Here is a 13,873-nt window from a genome sequence, read left to right as displayed (position 1 = left end):
ATCAGCGATCGATCTTCAGGCGCTCGACCACCTGGCCGTTCTGCAGATGCGAGACGACGATTTCGTCGATGTCGCTCTCGTCGATATACGTGTACCACGTGCCTTCCGGATACACGACGACGGCCGGACCCTCCTCGCAGCGGTCGAGACAGCCCGCCTTGTTGATGCGCACCTGGCCCGGGCCCGCGAGGCCCAGCTGTTTCACGCGCTTCTTCGCGTATTCCTGCATGGCCTGGGCGTTGCAATTCGCGCAGCTCGGGCGGTCCGCGCCGGGGTCGCGCTGGTTCAGGCAGAAAAAGACGTGGTACTTGTAGAACGAATCGGTCATGGCGTGAGGCACCGGTGAGTGTCGTGCAGGGAGCGCAGGCTTGCCGAAAGCGTCTGGCCCGCCTTGGCGGCAATAGACTGCGTGGCGCGCGAGCGTGGCAGCGCGGCGATCCGGTCGATTATAACGAGCGCGGCGTGAACGCTCAGGCCAGCGCCGCGCGCCCTCACCGGTCCTGGCGAGCGCGCTTCGCGGCGCGGCGCGCGCGCCGCACGAGCCACGCGCGTTCGAGCGAGAACGCCGTCCACGCGAGCGCGGCCCAGGGCCATGTCCAGGCGAGCCAACGCGCGAGGCCGTTGAAGTGCAGGTAGCGGCCCTGCCGCCAGTCCGCGAGCACGACGTCGAAGTACGGGTTCACGGGCAGCACGTTCACGAACACGAGGGCCACCGCGAGCGCGAGCGTCGCCGCCGCGGCGCGCACGGCGCGCGGCAGGCGCAAGGCGAGCAACGCGAGCAGCGTGCCCCACACGAGGCCCGCGAGCGCCCCCGGCGTCGCCCAGTCGAAGATCAGCCCGCTTTGCGACTGCAGAAAGGTCGCGCCGACCTTGACGACGAGCGTCACCACGATCAGCGCGATGACGAGCCGCGCGCGCGGCGCCCGCGAGCGCATGGGGAGCGTCGCGAACGCCGCCGCGCCGAACAGGTTCAGCGTCGTGACGATCGCTTCCCAGCCGCTATCGGGCAGGCGCGCGGCGAGCATGTCGGGCAGCGAGCGCAGATGCCAGGCGGCGGGCGTCCAGGCAATCACGGCGTCCTGCATCGAGCCGTCGAGGCGCTGCCAGAGCGCGCGCGCCCACTCGCCCAAGCCGAAGAGGCGCGGCGTAGGGTACATCGTCGCGAACGGCCAAAGCCCCGCGAGCACCATCAGCACGGCCGCGTCGCGCTCGAACCAGCGAAAGCGCAGGCGGCGCAGGAAGCCGCGCTCGAGCAGCGCGCCGGTGGCGGGCGCCGCCACGAGCGCGCCGAGCAAGGCGCCGAGCGCATTCGAGGCGAGATCGAGGTTGGACGCAACGCGCGTGGGCAGCCAGGTCTGCACGGCCTCCATGACGCCCGAGAGCAGCGTGCCCGCAATGGCGGCGAGCAGCACCGCGAGCCAGCCGCGCCAGCGCGGCCACGCCGCGAGCACGACGAGCGCGCCGAACGGCATGTAGCCGAGCACGTTGGTGACGATGTCGAACACCGTCCAGTAGCGCGGCCATGGATCGCCGAGATAGGCGAAGGGACTGAGGCCGAGCGAGCGCCAGCCGGTGAACGGATACCACGAGCCATAAACGATCAGCGCCGTGTAGAGCGCGAGCGCCTGGCGCGAGAGCGTCGAGGCCTGGCGCGGCAGCGACTCGCGCGCGGCGGCTGGCGATGACGCTGATGACGCGGGCGCGGGCGTGTCGCCGCTGGCGATCGCACCGCGTTCGTCGCCAGCGCCCTGGCCGTTGCTCTGGCCACCGCTTTGACCACCCTCGTCGCCGTCCATCCCGCGCCGCCCGCCGTGCGGGGCGCGCAGCCGGAGCCGTCCCGCTTCGATCATGCCGCTATCCCGCCCTTGCCCCCCAACGTCACGCCGCGCATTGTGATCGCGCGACGCCTCTCCATGCCCCTCAAGGCGTGCCCGCGAACGACTGCGTGCTCAGCCACGCGCCCACCTGATTGGCGAAATCGTCGCTGGCCGCCTGCAGCGCACGCACGCCGCCCGCGGCGTCCGGCGTAGGCGCCGGCGCGCGCGTGGCGAACGAGCGCTGCGCCAGCACCCTGCCGCCTTGCATGAGCGTTGCGCGCGCCGCCAGCACGCCCGCGCTTTGCGTCGGGCTCTCGAACACCTGCTCGAACTCGTACAGCTCGACCTTGAGCATCGGCGCCTGCACGGCGTCGCCGCCCGCGAGCACCGTCGCGTGTGCGCCGAGCGACGTGCGCAGGTGTTCCGTGAGCAGGCGCGCCGGCGACATCGTCCAGCGGCTGTTCGCGTAACGCGCCGTGCGCTGCGAGTCGAAATTCATCCGGTAGAGGATGCCGTCGTTATCGAGCGGCGGCGGCGCGCTCACGGCCAGCACCTTCAGGAGCGGCCTGGCACCCGGCGCGCCAGGCGCCCCGGAGGCGGCCTGAGCGCCTGGCGCTTCCTGCGACGATTGCAGCCCGAGGTCGTAGCGAGCCTCGTTGATCGCCGGATTGCTCGCACAGGCGGCGAGCAGCGCGCCGAGCGCGAGCGCCGCCAGCCAGGCTGAGCCGGCGGTTGCGGCGCGTTGCATCGATCGTGGCAGGCGTGATGTGCGTGACATTGCGTTTCCTTCTTTGGCGCGCGGCGCATGCGCCGCGCGAAACTGCATCGAATGGTGCCGCGTCAGGCCGTCGGGCAGCGGCGCGGCCTACTTCGTCCCCGCAGCCGACGGCCACGCAAAGCCCGCCTCGCCGGGCCCCGGCGCCGGCTGCGGCGCGCCGCCGAACAGCACGCTGCGCGGGCTCGTGCTGAAGGCGCCCGCCGCGCGGTCCACGGCGCGCATGGCCGAGCGCACGTCGTCGGTGAGCGAGTCGACGCGCGGCAGCGTGTCGTAGCCCACGCGCGCCGACAGGTCCTGGATCGAAACGTCGATCGAGGTGAGCGCCGCGCCCGCCTGGGCCGCCGCCGTGCCGGCCTTGTTCAGGTTGGTCTGGAACGGGCCGTCCGGGCGGTTCATGCTCGTGATCAGCGTGTTGGTCGACTGCAGCGTGTGCTGCAGTTCCGCCACCGCGCCCGGCAGCTGCTTCGTGGCGGGCTGGAGTTGCCCGGCGAGCACGTTCACGCTGCTCGCGGCCTGCTGCAGGCTGTTCACGGCCTGCATCACCTGCTTGCGGTTGTCCTCGGAGAGCATTTGGTCGATGTCGCCGGCAATGTTGTCGAGCTTGCGCAGGAGCGCGTCGCCGCGGCGCTGGAGCTGGTCGAGCAAGCCCGGGCGCAGCGGCAGCTCGGCCACGCGCGCTGGCGAAGAATGCAGCGGCGAGAGGTCCACGCCGTTGTCGTCGAGCTGCACGAACGCAATGCCCGTCACGCCCTGCAGCGCGAGCGAGCCGAAGGTGGAGCGCGTCATCGGCGCCTTCTGGTCGACGAGAATGCGAATGCGGATCTGGCCCGGATGCTGGGTATCGAACTTGATCGACTGCACCTTGCCCACGTCGATCCCGCGAAACCGCACCGCCGCGTCCGGATAGAGGCCCGTCACGCTCGAGCGCGAGATGAGGTCGTACGGCACGCGCACGGACCGATCGGCGCTGAAGAAGACGACGACAAGCGCGATCACGATCAGCAGCCCTATCGTGAACATGCCCGCCCAGAACGCATGCGGTTTGTTTTCCATCGTCAGATTCCTTCTTTGGCGGCCGCGGCGCGCCGGTTGAGCCGGTCAGGCCGGATAGAGGCGAGCGCGGGCCCTACCACGGCTTGTACCCCACGGCTGCGGGAGCGAGCGCCGCCGGCGGCAGCTTCGCGCGCCGCTCGGGCGGCAGCGCCTGGAGCGCGCGGCGACCGCGCATGCCCAGAAAGTACTCGCGGATGAACGGATGATCGACGCTCGCCGCCTCCTCCACGGGCGCCGCCACGAGCACCCGGCGCTCGGCGAGCACGGCCACGCGCGTGGAGAGCGCGACCATGGCGTCGAGGTCGTGCGTGACGAGCACCACGGTGAGCCCCAACGCCCGGTGCAGCGTGCTGATGAGCTCCACCACTTCGTCGGAGGAGCGCGGGTCGAGCCCGGCCGTGGGCTCGTCGAGAAAGAGCAGCTCCGGCTCCAGCACGATCGCGCGCGCGAGACCCACGCGCTTGATCATGCCGCCCGACAGCGCGGCCGGCATTTTCGAGGCGTGCTTGCACGGCAGCCCGACCATTTCGAGCTTGAGCATCACGATGTCGCGCAGCAGGGCGGCCGGCACCTTGCCGAGTTCGCGCACCGGCTGGGCGATGTTGTCGAACACCGTGAGCGACGAGAACAGCGCGCCCTGCTGGAACAGCATGCCGGTGCGCGTGCGCATGAGGCGGGCACGCTCGGCGTCGATGGTCGTGATGTTCTCGCCGAACATCTTGATGGTGCCCGAGGTCGGCTTCTCGAGCCCGAGAATCTGGCGCACGAGCGTGGTCTTGCCCGAGCCCGAGCCGCCCACCAGCGTGACGATCTCGCCACGGCGAATTTCGAGGTTCAGATGCTGATGGACGACGTTGCGCCCGTAGCGCTTCGAGAGGTTGTGGACCTCGATCACCGGCTCGCCGATGGTCGGCAGCGGCAGATCCTGCGCGACCTCCTTGAGCGGCGTGGTGATCGTGCCGGTCGTTTTCGTCTCGATCGTCGTAACCGTCGTGCCAGTCGTGCTCATGAAAGCCCCACGTTCTGGAACAGGATCGCGAACACGGCGTCGGCGAGGATCACGATCGTGATCGACGTGACGACCGACGTGGTCGTGCCCTCGCCCAGGCTCTGCGAATTCGCCTTGATGCGAAAGCCGAAGTGACAGCCCACGATCGCCACCAGCATGCCGAACGCCACACCTTTGCCGAGGCCGATCCACAGATTGGCGATCGGCACGACGCTGGGCATCGAGCGCATGAACCACGAAATGTCGATGCCCAGCACGATCTTCGCCGCGATCGCGCCGCCTAGCAACGCAATGATGTCGGTCCAGATCACGAGCAGCGGCATCGCGATGCCGAGCGCGATCACCCGCGGCAGGATCAGGCGCAGGCCGTGCGAGATGCCCATCACGCGCATGGCGTCGAGTTCTTCGGTCACGCGCATCACGCCGATCTGCGCCGTGATGGCCGAGCCCGAGCGTCCCGCCACGAGAATCGCCGAGAGCACGGGCCCGAGCTCGCGGATCACGGCGAGGCCGAGGATATTGACGATGAACTGGTTCGCGCCGAACAGGCGCAATTGCTGCGCCGAGAGGTACGACAGCACGATGCCGATCAGAAACGCGACGAGCGCCGTGATCGGCAGCGCGCGCGCGCCGGCGTTGTAGATGTTCGCCGAAATCTCGATCCACGGCGTGACCTTGGGCTTGCGCACCACGAGCAGCAGATCGAGGATCACGCGGCCGAACATGGCGATGCCGCCGTACAGGTGGTCGAAGAACGAGAAGATCGCGAGGCCGAGCTGGGTGACCGGATCGATGCGCACGATGCGCTCCGCCGGCTCGCGCACCGAGTCGAGCAGGGCGATGCGCTCGAAGATGTCGCGCTGCGTCTGCGTGAGGTCGACGAGGTCGGTGGGCAGCTTGTGGCCCCAGACGCGCCAGAGCGCCTGGCCGCCTACGTGGTCCATGCGCTCCACGCCCGAGAGGTCCCATTCGCCGATGCGCTCTTCGGCGAGCGCACGCAGACGGCGCGCGGCGCCGCCCTGATCGCGGTCGCGCGCGAGCGCGAGCGCTGTCCACTGGCCAGACAGGCGCACGGTCTTTCCGTGGGTGCCGGCCGAGACTTCAAGGCCGGGCGGCGTGTCTTGATTCAAGGGTAAGCACTCGACGGACGGGGTGAGCAAACATTGTAGCGAACGCGCCCCGTTTCGTCGGTCCGAAAGCGCACGGTTGGCTTTCAGACACAAGGCGAACTGTGGGCAACTCTCTGGATAACTTGTGGACCGCCTGTGGGCGGCCTGTGAATTGCCCAAAGATTAGGCAAATTGCGGGGGACCGGCTGGGTGATTGCCACCTTCGACCCTGTGGACGATTCCGTGGATAACCTGTGGGCCGCCTGTGGGTGGCATGTGGATTGCCCACATTTCGGGTCGAAACCAGCGTGGCGGGCTGCTACCCGCGCCCCAGCCACTACAATATGAGACATGAACGCGACGCCCCCCACCCCCGAGACTCCGAGCGCCGGCGACTGGCGCATCGACCGCAACCGCGCGATCACGTTGTTCGGTCCGGCCGCACACGACTGGCCCATCGAGATCGTCGAGGAAACCGGCTCGACCAACGCCGACCTCATGGCGCGCCTGAAGGCGCTGCCGCAACAGCGTGACGCGCTCGCACGCCCGATCGTGCGCGTGGCCTATCTGCAGACGGCCGGCCGGGGCCGGCGCGGCCGCACCTGGGTCGCGCAGCCCGGCGACGCGCTGCTGTTCTCGATCGGCTGCGTGCTGCCGCGCCCCATCGAAGGGCTCGCGGGCTTGAGCCTCGCCGTCGGCTCGGCGCTGGTGGACGGCCTGCGTACGCTGCCCGTGACCGCGCCCGGACAAATCGCGCTCAAATGGCCCAACGACGTGCTGCTCGAAGGCGACAAGCTGGTGGGCATCCTCGTGGAGACCGCCTGGACCACCGCCGACGCCACGGCGGTCGTGATCGGCATCGGTACGAACGTGCGCGGCGAAGATGCGCTCGCCGCCAGCGTCGAGGCGCTCAACGCCGCGGGCGGCAGCGCGGCGGTCGTGCCCGGCACGACGCCCACGGCGCTGTCGCGCGCGTGGCCGAACGCCAACCTCACCGACACGCTCGCCGCCGAACTCAACGCGCTCGAAGCCGCGCTGCAACGCTTCGGCGCGGCGGGCTTTGCGCCCTTCCAGGCGCGCTGGAATGCGTGCCACGCGTACGCAGGCCGCGAGGTCGCCATCTACGAGCAAGGCAAGGAGCTGCTGCGCGGCACGGCGGCCGGCGTGGACGAGCGCGGCCAGTTGCTCCTCGATACGCCGGGCGGGCGCGAGACCGTCACGGCCGGCGACGTGTCGCTGCGGCTCGCGGACAGCGGTGCATGAGCCGCGGCCCCTTCCTCCTGATCGACGCAGGCAACAGCCGGATCAAATGGGCGCTCGTCGCGCCAGACGGGTCGCGCCTGCACGCGGGAACGATGGATCATGTGCGCGACGACGATGCGCAATCCACCAAGGCCGCACGCCAAACCGGAAGCGAAGACTGGGCGACGCTGCCCCGGCCCGCCGGCGCGTGGATCTCGAACGTCGCGGGCGCGGCAGTCGGCGAACGCCTCGGCGCGCTGGTGGAGGCGCACTGGCCCGGCCTCTCGCGCACCGTGGTGCGGGCCTGCGCGCAGCAGTGCGGCGTGACGAACAGCTATGCCACGCCCGACGCGCTCGGCAGCGACCGCTGGGCCGGCATGATCGGCGCGCACGCCGCGTATCCGGACGAGCCGCTCCTGATCGCGACATTCGGCACGGCCACCACGCTCGAAGCGCTGCGCGCCGACGGCACGTTCGTCGGCGGCATGATCGCGCCCGGTTTCACGCTCATGATGCGCTCGCTCGGCGAGCACACCGCGCAACTGCCCGTGGTCGCCGGCGGCATGGCGAATGCTGCTCACCCCGGCATCGCCTTCGCCACCGACACGCGAAGCTCGATCTCGGCGGGCTGTGCGCTCGCGCAGGCCGCGCTCATCGAGCGCGCCTGGGCCGATCTGCAGGATGCGTGGAGGATGCCGGTGCGGCTCGTGGTGAGCGGCGGCGCGGCGGCCGAAGTGACAGCGGCGCTCAAGGTGCCGCATACTCGCCACGATGCACTGGTGCTGTCGGGCCTCGCGCTCATCGCGGCGCAGTCCTGAGACGCGCGCGGCCCACGCGCCGCCCACATCTGGCCCTGAACCTGAACGAACGATTTCGAAGGAGCTTCACACGATGCTGCGCTGGCTGATCGCCATTCTGATTCTCGCCAACGGGCTGGCCTTTGCCGCCATTGGCGGCGTGTTCGGCCCGACGCCCTCGTCGGGTACGCGCGAAACCCAGCACCTGAACCGGCAGATCCACCCCGAGCGGCTGGTTGTGAAGGCAATCCGGCCCTCCGAGTCGGCCGACGTGCCGACCGTCGGCGGCCCGGTGGCGGATCCGTCGGTGCAGGCGTCGACCCTCACGCAGTAAGCCACGCTTCAAACGCAACCGGCCGCAGGCTGGGCACGCCCAAACCTTGGGCGGCCCGGCCTGCGGCCGGTTTTGCATCGTCCGCCGCACGGTGCGGACGGTCGTCAGAACTTACTTCGATCCTTCCTGCGCGCGCACTTTCTGCAGCAGCTTCGTCGTGGAGCGGTCGTGCTCGAAAGCGATCGCGAGCGCCCGCCCGCCCCAGCCGCGCACCAGCGCCGACTCGGGCAGCGCGTCCATGTCGTAGTCGCCGCCCTTCACGAGAATATCGGGGCGCAAGGCCCCGATCAGCTCGACGGGCGTCTGCTCGCCGAACTGCACGACCCAGTCCACGCTCTCCAGCGCCGCCAGCAGCGCCATGCGGTCGTTCTCGTTGTTGATGGGGCGGTCGTCGCCCTTGCCGAGCATCTTCACCGAAGCGTCGCTGTTCACGCCGACGATCAGCGTGGCGCCCAGCGCCTTCGCATCGGCGAGATAGGTGACGTGTCCGCGGTGCAGGATGTCGAAGACGCCATTGGTGAACACCACCGGGCCGGGCAGCGAGGCGCGCAGTTGCGCGAGCGCCTCGCGGGTCATGATCTTGCGTTCGAAGGAAGCGGGCATGGAATGAGGCTCGGATAAAAAATGGGCGCGGATCGCATCGGGCAAGCCGCATGGGTCAAGCCGCATGGGGCAAGCCGTTGAGACGCGCGCCAATGAAAACGGCCCGTCACGCGAGAAGCGCTTCGGGCCGTCCCGGTCGCGGCGCGCCACCAGGCACGCACGCGAGATGTCCCGGCGCGTCAGGCCGGCAGTTGCGTGCCTTGCTCGGCTTGCAGGCGCTGCACTACTTCCTTGCGATAGCGGTTCAGCTCCTGTGCCGTGGTGAACGTGCGCTCGAACAGGATCGAGAGGTTGTGCAGAATGCGCTCGATCACCTTCTTTTCCCAGCCGTCGTCGAAGCGGATCTGCTCGTCGAGCCAGCGCTCGAGCCATTCCGGGTCGGGCAGGCGCGACTGCACGGTGTCGCGCGGGAACAGCGCCTGGTTCACGTGCAGGTTCGTGGGGTGCAGCGGCTTTTCGGTGCGGCGCGCCGAAGCCATCAGCACGCCGATCTTTGCAAACGCCGCACGCGCGACGTCGCCGAAATTGTTGAGCGCCTTCTTCATGTAACGCAGATAAGCGCCGCCGTGACGCGCTTCGTCGCGCGAAATCGTTTCGTAGATGGCCTTGATGACCGGCTCCGTGTGCCATTCGGCGGCACGGCGATACCAGTGGTTCAGGCGGATTTCGCCGCAGAAGTGCAGCATGAGCGTTTCGAGCGGCGGCGCCGGATCGAACTCGAAGCGCACGGCGTGCAGCTCTTCTTCGGTCGGCACCATTTCCGGCTTGAAGCGGCGCAGGTATTCCATGAGCACGAGCGAATGCTTTTGCTCCTCGAAGAACCACACGCTCATGAACGCCGAAAAGTCGCTGTCGTGATGGTTGTCGCGCAGGAACATTTCCGTGGCCGGCAGCGCCGACCATTCGGTGATCGCGTTCATCTTGATGGTCGCGGCCTGCTCATCGGTAAGGAGCGACGCATCGAACTTGTCCCAGGGAATGTCCTTTTCCATGTCCCATCGGACCGATTCGAGCGATTTGTAAAGTTCCGGATAAAGCATCGTGTTCATAGTCCCGCCCCTGATCTGCGCAAAACGCGCGCATGACGAATTCGTAGCGTGCCGCGTGCCCGCATACAACGCGGCCGCGCAGGCAAAAAGCATTTAATTTTACGCGGTATCCGGCCCTCTGGACGCAATCGCAGACCGGCGAACGCAACACGCGTTGCCCCACGACAATCCAGCCAACCGGAATGAAGGCGCCGTCGTGGATTCTGGGTAGCTGCTCCGTTCCTCGAACCCGGCCGCCTGATACCGCTGATCACCACCGATACCCGCGAGGCGTGCAAGCCATCGCCGCGGGCCTTTGCGACACAATGCCGCACTCTAGCACCCCACGTCGACGTCCTTTTGACACACCTCGCTGGCTGATTTTTCAATGGGCAAACATCCCGCCCGTCAAGGCCGTGGAACCTGCGCGGCGAAGCGCCGCAACGCCGCCCGCAACCCCCACAAATGACCAGAAAAACCTTACACAATAATAGCATGCCGGTGTTTCAGTTCCGCCGCGCCCCAAAATCGTTGCTCGCGCCGTCTGTTGGAGCTTTGAGCCAAGCCAAAAGAACATCGCTTTGCGCGAGCGTGTCGCGGTAACCCAGCTCGATCAACGCCGTGACGGCGAGGGCGTAGAGCAGCCGCTCGTCGAGCATCTGCTCGATGCGATGGAAATTGAGCGCGTGCGGGAGCATCCGCGCGAGCGGCGTGCTGTCGAACAAGGTGCGCGGCGCAGCGTGCGCGCCGTGCGCGAACTGGTCGGCGTGGCTGGCGATCGAGGTGGCATTGATCGCGCCCGCCGAGGTGCCGCAAATCACCGTGAAGGGCGCGGCGCGGCGCGCCGGCGCGGCCTGGCCGGCCAGTTCGGCAAGCGCGCGCAAGGCGCCGGCCTGGCAGGCCGCCCGCGCGCCGCCGCCCATCATCACGAGCGCTAGCCGCATGATGCCGACGCTCCCCGTTGCTGGTTTCGCTTTTGTCCCGCAGTCGGCCTTCTGTTGCCTTGCTGTTGCGTCCCGCGCGACGGTTCTTCGTGACGTGACGCGGCGCGCCTTATTCCGGCTGCGCCGGCGCCTTCTTCGCGCCGCGCGGCGCGCTGCGGCCCGCGCCGCCGCTGTTGCCATTGCCGTTGCTGGCGTTGCCGGTGTTGCTGCTCCGCTTGGCGGTGCTGCTGCGTTTGGCCGTGGCGGCTTCGGTCTTCGCCTGCGCCTCGTTCACCGCTTCCGCCGCCGCTTGCGCGGCCTGCGCCGCGGCCGCGGGCTGCGCCATCGCGAATTGCGCGAGCTGGTTGAACTGCGCCTGCACGAGATTCCACCACGAAGCGGCGTCGAAACCCGGCGGCGCGGCAGCCGCACCCTCGGACGCAGCGCCTGCGTTCGCGGCCTCCGGTTCGGCGGCCCGCTCGCGTGCGGCGCCCGCTCTCGGCGCTTCGGATTCGGCGTGCGTCGGGGTCATCTGTGCCTGCGCGAACGCGCCGAACGCACGCAGCGTGGTGAGCGTGGCGCGCTGTACCTCGAGCGCCTGGATGGCGGATTGCAACATGCCGAGATTGAGTTTGAGCCACTGCTCGACGGCGCGCAGATCGGTAATGCGCTTGTCGAGCTCCTCGATGTTGGTGAGCGGCGTCATCATGTCTGTCATCATCGAAAGCGGCGGGCCAAAGGCTTGCGCCACGCCCGGTTCGCCGCCCGGAAACGCGCCGCCGAACGGCGTGAGGCGCATCATCCCCCACATCTGGTCGAGCATTTCGGCGGGCGGAAAGCCTGGAAAACCCGGGAACGGCGGCATGGTGCCTGCTGAGTCGGTCATGCGGTACTCCCTCGCATAGATAGGTGGTCAAATGCGCGCGCGTGGGCGGCTCGAAACGATCTCTTCGATGATAGCGCGCGTAAAAGCAGAAATCGGCACAAAGCACGAACCAAAATGCGTCAGAACGGATCGCCGCCCGGAAACTGCGGCGCGCGCCGCTCGCGCAGCGACTGCACGCCCTCGCGCACGTCGGGTCCCGCGAAGCCCATGAATTCGAGCGCAAGCGACGTGTCGAAGTTCGGCCCCGCCATGCGCAGCCAGTTGTTGAGCGCGTACTTGGTCCAGCGCACCGCGGTTTGCGAACCGTTGGCGAGGCGCTTCGCCACTTCGAACGCCTTCGGCAGCAAGTCGTTCTCGTCCACGGCGAGCGAGACGAGGCCGATGCGCTCCGCCTCCTCGCCGCTCACCGGCTCGCACAGCAGCAGGTAGTACTTCGCCTTCGCCATGCCGCACAACAGCGGCCAGACGATCGCCGCGTGGTCCCCCGCCGCGACGCCCAGGCGCGTATGGCCATCGATGATGCGCGCCGTTTTGGTGGCGATGGAAATGTCGGCCAGCAGTCCCGCGACGAGCCCCGCGCCCACCGCCGGACCGTGCATGGCCGAGACGATCGGCTTGCCGCAATTGATCACGTTGTAGACGAGGTCGCGCGCCTCGCGCCACACGCGCGCGCGCACGTCGAAATGCGTGGCCATGTCCTCGACGAGCTGCAGGTCGCCGCCCGCCGAAAAGCCCTTGCCCTCGCCGCGAATCACGGCGACGCGCGCGTCGGGATCGCGGTCCACGTCGCGCCAGATCTCGGCGAGTTCGCGGTGCATGTTGGCGTCGGCGGTCGCGAGACTGCTCTTGTTCGTGCCCTCGCCGCTCATCACGATCTCGACGATGCCGTGCTCGTGCCGCCGCACGCGCAGCGCGTGATAGCGGGCGTAAAAAGGATCGTTCATGGGCGGACCTCCTTTGCTTCGGATTGCTGATTACGTAAATGCGCTGGCAGTGCGGCTCGTCAATGCGGCTGATATGCCCACTTGCCATCGCGGATCTCGACCATCACGCGTGCTCGCGCGTCGAGGCCGAGGTGATCGGTGGCGCTCATGTTGACGACGCCGTTGGTGTCATGCTGCCCGTGCGTCGCTTCGAGTGCGTCGCGCAGCGCGTGGCGAAACGCGGGCGTGCCGGGCGCAGCCGACTTGAGCGCAATGGGTATCGCGTTCTGCAGCAAGAGCCCCGCGTCCCACGTATACGCGCCGAACGCCGACACGGTGCCCGCGCCGTTGCGTGCCTCGTAACGCGAAATATAGTCGAGCGCGTGGCGCCGGCCGGGCTGGTCCTCGGGCAACTGCGCGGCCACGAGCACCGGGCTTGCGGGCAGGAAGGTGCCGTTGCAGTCGGCGCCGCACACGCGCAGGAAGTCGCGGTTGCCCACGCCGTGGTTGTGATAGACGACGCCCTTGTAGCCGCGCTCCCTGAGCGCCTTGGGCGGCAGCGCGGCGGGCGTGCCGGCCGCGCCCACCACGACAGCGTCGGGGTGCGCCGCGACGATCTTGAGCACCTGCCCCGTCACGCCCGGATCGGTGCGATTGAAGCGCTCGTTCGCGACGAGCTTGATGTCGTGCTGCTGCGCGGCCTTGGCGATCTCCGCATAGAAGGTCTCGCCGAGCGCGTCGGCCTGGCCGATATAGGCGAGCGTCTTCACGTTGTGCGCGGCGGCGTGATCCATGATCGCGCCGGCCATCATCGCGTCGGTTTGCGGCGTCTTGAACATCCAGTGGCGCTTGTCGTCGACGGGCTCGATGATCTTCGCCGACGACGCGAGCGAGATGGTGGGCGTCTCGCCCTGCGCGATCACGTCGAGCATCGCGAGCGAGTTCGGTGTGATCGACGAGCCGATGATCGCATCGACGTGCTGTTCGTCGATGAGCTTCTTCGTGTCCTGCACGGCCTGGGTCGTGTCGGAGGCGTCGTCGAGCACGATGTACTGGACTTTCTGGCCCGCGATCTCGGTGGGGAACATCGCGGCGGTGTCGCGCGCGGGAATGCCGAGCGAGGCGGCCGGGCCCGTGAGCGAAAGCACGAGGCCGATCTTGACCTGCGCGAGCGCGAGCGTGGGCGCACAGATGCTGAAAAGCAGGGCGATGCGTACAGCAAGACGGCTGGGGCGAGAAGCGTTCACGGTGTCTTATATGGACGCCTCCCGGTTTGCCAGGTGATATTCGATGTGTGACTGATAGGACGAGGCTGCAGACTTATATCCGGCCTGTGGTGCGGATCAAGATGATCCGCTGGCCCTGATGGAA

14 protein-coding genes and 1 pseudogene are annotated in these 13,873 nt (G+C 68.3%); 3 read left to right on the top strand and 12 right to left on the bottom strand.

Features of this window, described 5'->3' with window-relative positions:
* Position 1 precedes the first annotated feature (1 nt).
* The 6 genes from AB4Y40_RS39770 to AB4Y40_RS39745 all read right to left on the bottom strand — a co-directional run bounded on the left by AB4Y40_RS39770 (position 2) and on the right by AB4Y40_RS39745 (position 5,787).
* Positions 2 to 328: a ferredoxin gene (locus AB4Y40_RS39770; RefSeq protein ID WP_069265095.1), complete on the bottom strand. Its 327-nt coding sequence runs from the start codon at positions 326 to 328 to the stop codon at positions 2 to 4.
* Positions 329 to 491: 163 nt separating this feature from the next.
* Entirely contained in the window at positions 492 to 1,850 is a 1,359-nt protein-coding gene (locus tag AB4Y40_RS39765; RefSeq protein WP_368692519.1) for a VanZ family protein, read from the bottom strand.
* Positions 1,851 to 1,920: 70 nt separating this feature from the next.
* A complete protein-coding gene (locus tag AB4Y40_RS39760; RefSeq protein ID WP_368692518.1) occupies positions 1,921 to 2,595 on the bottom strand; it encodes an ABC-type transport auxiliary lipoprotein family protein in 675 nt (224 codons plus the stop codon).
* Positions 2,596 to 2,682: 87 nt separating this feature from the next.
* Positions 2,683 to 3,648 carry an MlaD family protein gene (locus tag AB4Y40_RS39755; protein WP_368692517.1) on the bottom strand — a complete coding sequence of 322 codons (966 nt, stop codon included), beginning with the start codon at positions 3,646 to 3,648 and terminating at the stop codon, positions 2,683 to 2,685.
* Positions 3,649 to 3,721: 73 nt separating this feature from the next.
* Complete coding sequence (locus AB4Y40_RS39750; RefSeq protein WP_324155968.1) at positions 3,722 to 4,657, bottom strand: ATP-binding cassette domain-containing protein; 936 nt, start codon at positions 4,655 to 4,657, stop codon at positions 3,722 to 3,724.
* On the bottom strand, positions 4,654 to 5,787 hold the full coding sequence (locus AB4Y40_RS39745; protein WP_368692516.1) for an MlaE family ABC transporter permease: 1,134 nt from the start codon (positions 5,785 to 5,787) through the stop codon (positions 4,654 to 4,656). Before AB4Y40_RS39745 ends, AB4Y40_RS39750 begins: the two co-directional genes overlap by 4 nt.
* Positions 5,788 to 6,117: 330 nt before the next feature.
* Between AB4Y40_RS39745 and AB4Y40_RS39740 the strand changes: the two genes are divergently transcribed.
* The 3 genes from AB4Y40_RS39740 to AB4Y40_RS39730 all read left to right on the top strand — a co-directional run bounded on the left by AB4Y40_RS39740 (position 6,118) and on the right by AB4Y40_RS39730 (position 8,139).
* Positions 6,118 to 7,029, top strand: coding sequence for a biotin--[acetyl-CoA-carboxylase] ligase (locus AB4Y40_RS39740; protein ID WP_368692515.1), 912 nt, complete (start codon positions 6,118 to 6,120; stop codon positions 7,027 to 7,029).
* Positions 7,026 to 7,826, top strand: a complete 801-nt coding sequence (locus AB4Y40_RS39735; RefSeq protein ID WP_368692514.1) for a type III pantothenate kinase — start codon at positions 7,026 to 7,028, stop codon at positions 7,824 to 7,826. The genes AB4Y40_RS39740 and AB4Y40_RS39735 overlap by 4 nt, the downstream gene beginning before the upstream one ends.
* Before the next feature lie 73 nt (positions 7,827 to 7,899).
* On the top strand, positions 7,900 to 8,139 hold the full coding sequence (locus AB4Y40_RS39730) for a hypothetical protein (RefSeq protein WP_133185352.1): 240 nt from the start codon (positions 7,900 to 7,902) through the stop codon (positions 8,137 to 8,139).
* A gap of 111 nt (positions 8,140 to 8,250) precedes the next feature.
* Here AB4Y40_RS39730 and rfaE2 read toward each other — a convergent pair whose 3' ends face one another.
* The 6 genes and pseudogenes from rfaE2 to AB4Y40_RS39700 all read right to left on the bottom strand — a co-directional run bounded on the left by rfaE2 (position 8,251) and on the right by AB4Y40_RS39700 (position 13,749).
* Entirely contained in the window at positions 8,251 to 8,742 is a 492-nt protein-coding gene (gene rfaE2 / locus AB4Y40_RS39725; protein ID WP_368692513.1) for a D-glycero-beta-D-manno-heptose 1-phosphate adenylyltransferase, read from the bottom strand.
* A gap of 179 nt (positions 8,743 to 8,921) precedes the next feature.
* On the bottom strand, positions 8,922 to 9,791 hold the full coding sequence (locus AB4Y40_RS39720; RefSeq protein ID WP_368692512.1) for a ferritin-like domain-containing protein: 870 nt from the start codon (positions 9,789 to 9,791) through the stop codon (positions 8,922 to 8,924).
* A gap of 593 nt (positions 9,792 to 10,384) precedes the next feature.
* Positions 10,385 to 10,714: pseudogene (locus AB4Y40_RS39715) on the bottom strand (patatin-like phospholipase family protein); the annotation flags it as partial.
* Between the two features lie 109 nt (positions 10,715 to 10,823).
* Positions 10,824 to 11,579, bottom strand: a complete 756-nt coding sequence (locus AB4Y40_RS39710) for a PhaM family polyhydroxyalkanoate granule multifunctional regulatory protein (RefSeq protein ID WP_368692511.1) — start codon at positions 11,577 to 11,579, stop codon at positions 10,824 to 10,826.
* A gap of 119 nt (positions 11,580 to 11,698) precedes the next feature.
* Positions 11,699 to 12,523: an enoyl-CoA hydratase/isomerase family protein gene (locus AB4Y40_RS39705; RefSeq protein WP_368692510.1), complete on the bottom strand. Its 825-nt coding sequence runs from the start codon at positions 12,521 to 12,523 to the stop codon at positions 11,699 to 11,701.
* Positions 12,524 to 12,582: 59 nt separating this feature from the next.
* Positions 12,583 to 13,749 (bottom strand): ABC transporter substrate-binding protein, encoded by a 1,167-nt coding sequence (locus AB4Y40_RS39700; protein ID WP_368692509.1) that lies wholly within the window; start codon positions 13,747 to 13,749, stop codon positions 12,583 to 12,585.
* Positions 13,750 to 13,873 lie beyond the last annotated feature (124 nt).

Origin of the sequence: Paraburkholderia sp. EG287B (assembly GCF_040965595.1) — a bacterium.
In the GTDB taxonomy this organism is placed as follows: domain Bacteria; phylum Pseudomonadota; class Gammaproteobacteria; order Burkholderiales; family Burkholderiaceae; genus Paraburkholderia.
Note: the sequence above shows the minus strand (reverse complement) of the source record. Positions and strands in the feature narration are given on the sequence as shown.

Coding starts and splice junctions, on each gene's coding strand:
- AB4Y40_RS39770 (WP_069265095.1), bottom strand. CDS start 328: ATGACCGATTCGTTCTACAAGTACCACGTCTTTTTCTGCCTGAACCAG.
- AB4Y40_RS39765 (WP_368692519.1), bottom strand. CDS start 1,850: ATGATCGAAGCGGGACGGCTCCGGCTGCGCGCCCCGCACGGCGGGCGG.
- AB4Y40_RS39760 (WP_368692518.1), bottom strand. CDS start 2,595: ATGTCACGCACATCACGCCTGCCACGATCGATGCAACGCGCCGCAACC.
- AB4Y40_RS39755 (WP_368692517.1), bottom strand. CDS start 3,648: ATGGAAAACAAACCGCATGCGTTCTGGGCGGGCATGTTCACGATAGGG.
- AB4Y40_RS39750 (WP_324155968.1), bottom strand. CDS start 4,657: ATGAGCACGACTGGCACGACGGTTACGACGATCGAGACGAAAACGACC.
- AB4Y40_RS39740 (WP_368692515.1), top strand. CDS start 6,118: ATGAACGCGACGCCCCCCACCCCCGAGACTCCGAGCGCCGGCGACTGG.
- AB4Y40_RS39735 (WP_368692514.1), top strand. CDS start 7,026: ATGAGCCGCGGCCCCTTCCTCCTGATCGACGCAGGCAACAGCCGGATC.
- AB4Y40_RS39730 (WP_133185352.1), top strand. CDS start 7,900: ATGCTGCGCTGGCTGATCGCCATTCTGATTCTCGCCAACGGGCTGGCC.
- rfaE2 (WP_368692513.1), bottom strand. CDS start 8,742: ATGCCCGCTTCCTTCGAACGCAAGATCATGACCCGCGAGGCGCTCGCG.
- AB4Y40_RS39720 (WP_368692512.1), bottom strand. CDS start 9,791: ATGAACACGATGCTTTATCCGGAACTTTACAAATCGCTCGAATCGGTC.
- AB4Y40_RS39710 (WP_368692511.1), bottom strand. CDS start 11,579: ATGACCGACTCAGCAGGCACCATGCCGCCGTTCCCGGGTTTTCCAGGC.
- AB4Y40_RS39705 (WP_368692510.1), bottom strand. CDS start 12,523: ATGAACGATCCTTTTTACGCCCGCTATCACGCGCTGCGCGTGCGGCGG.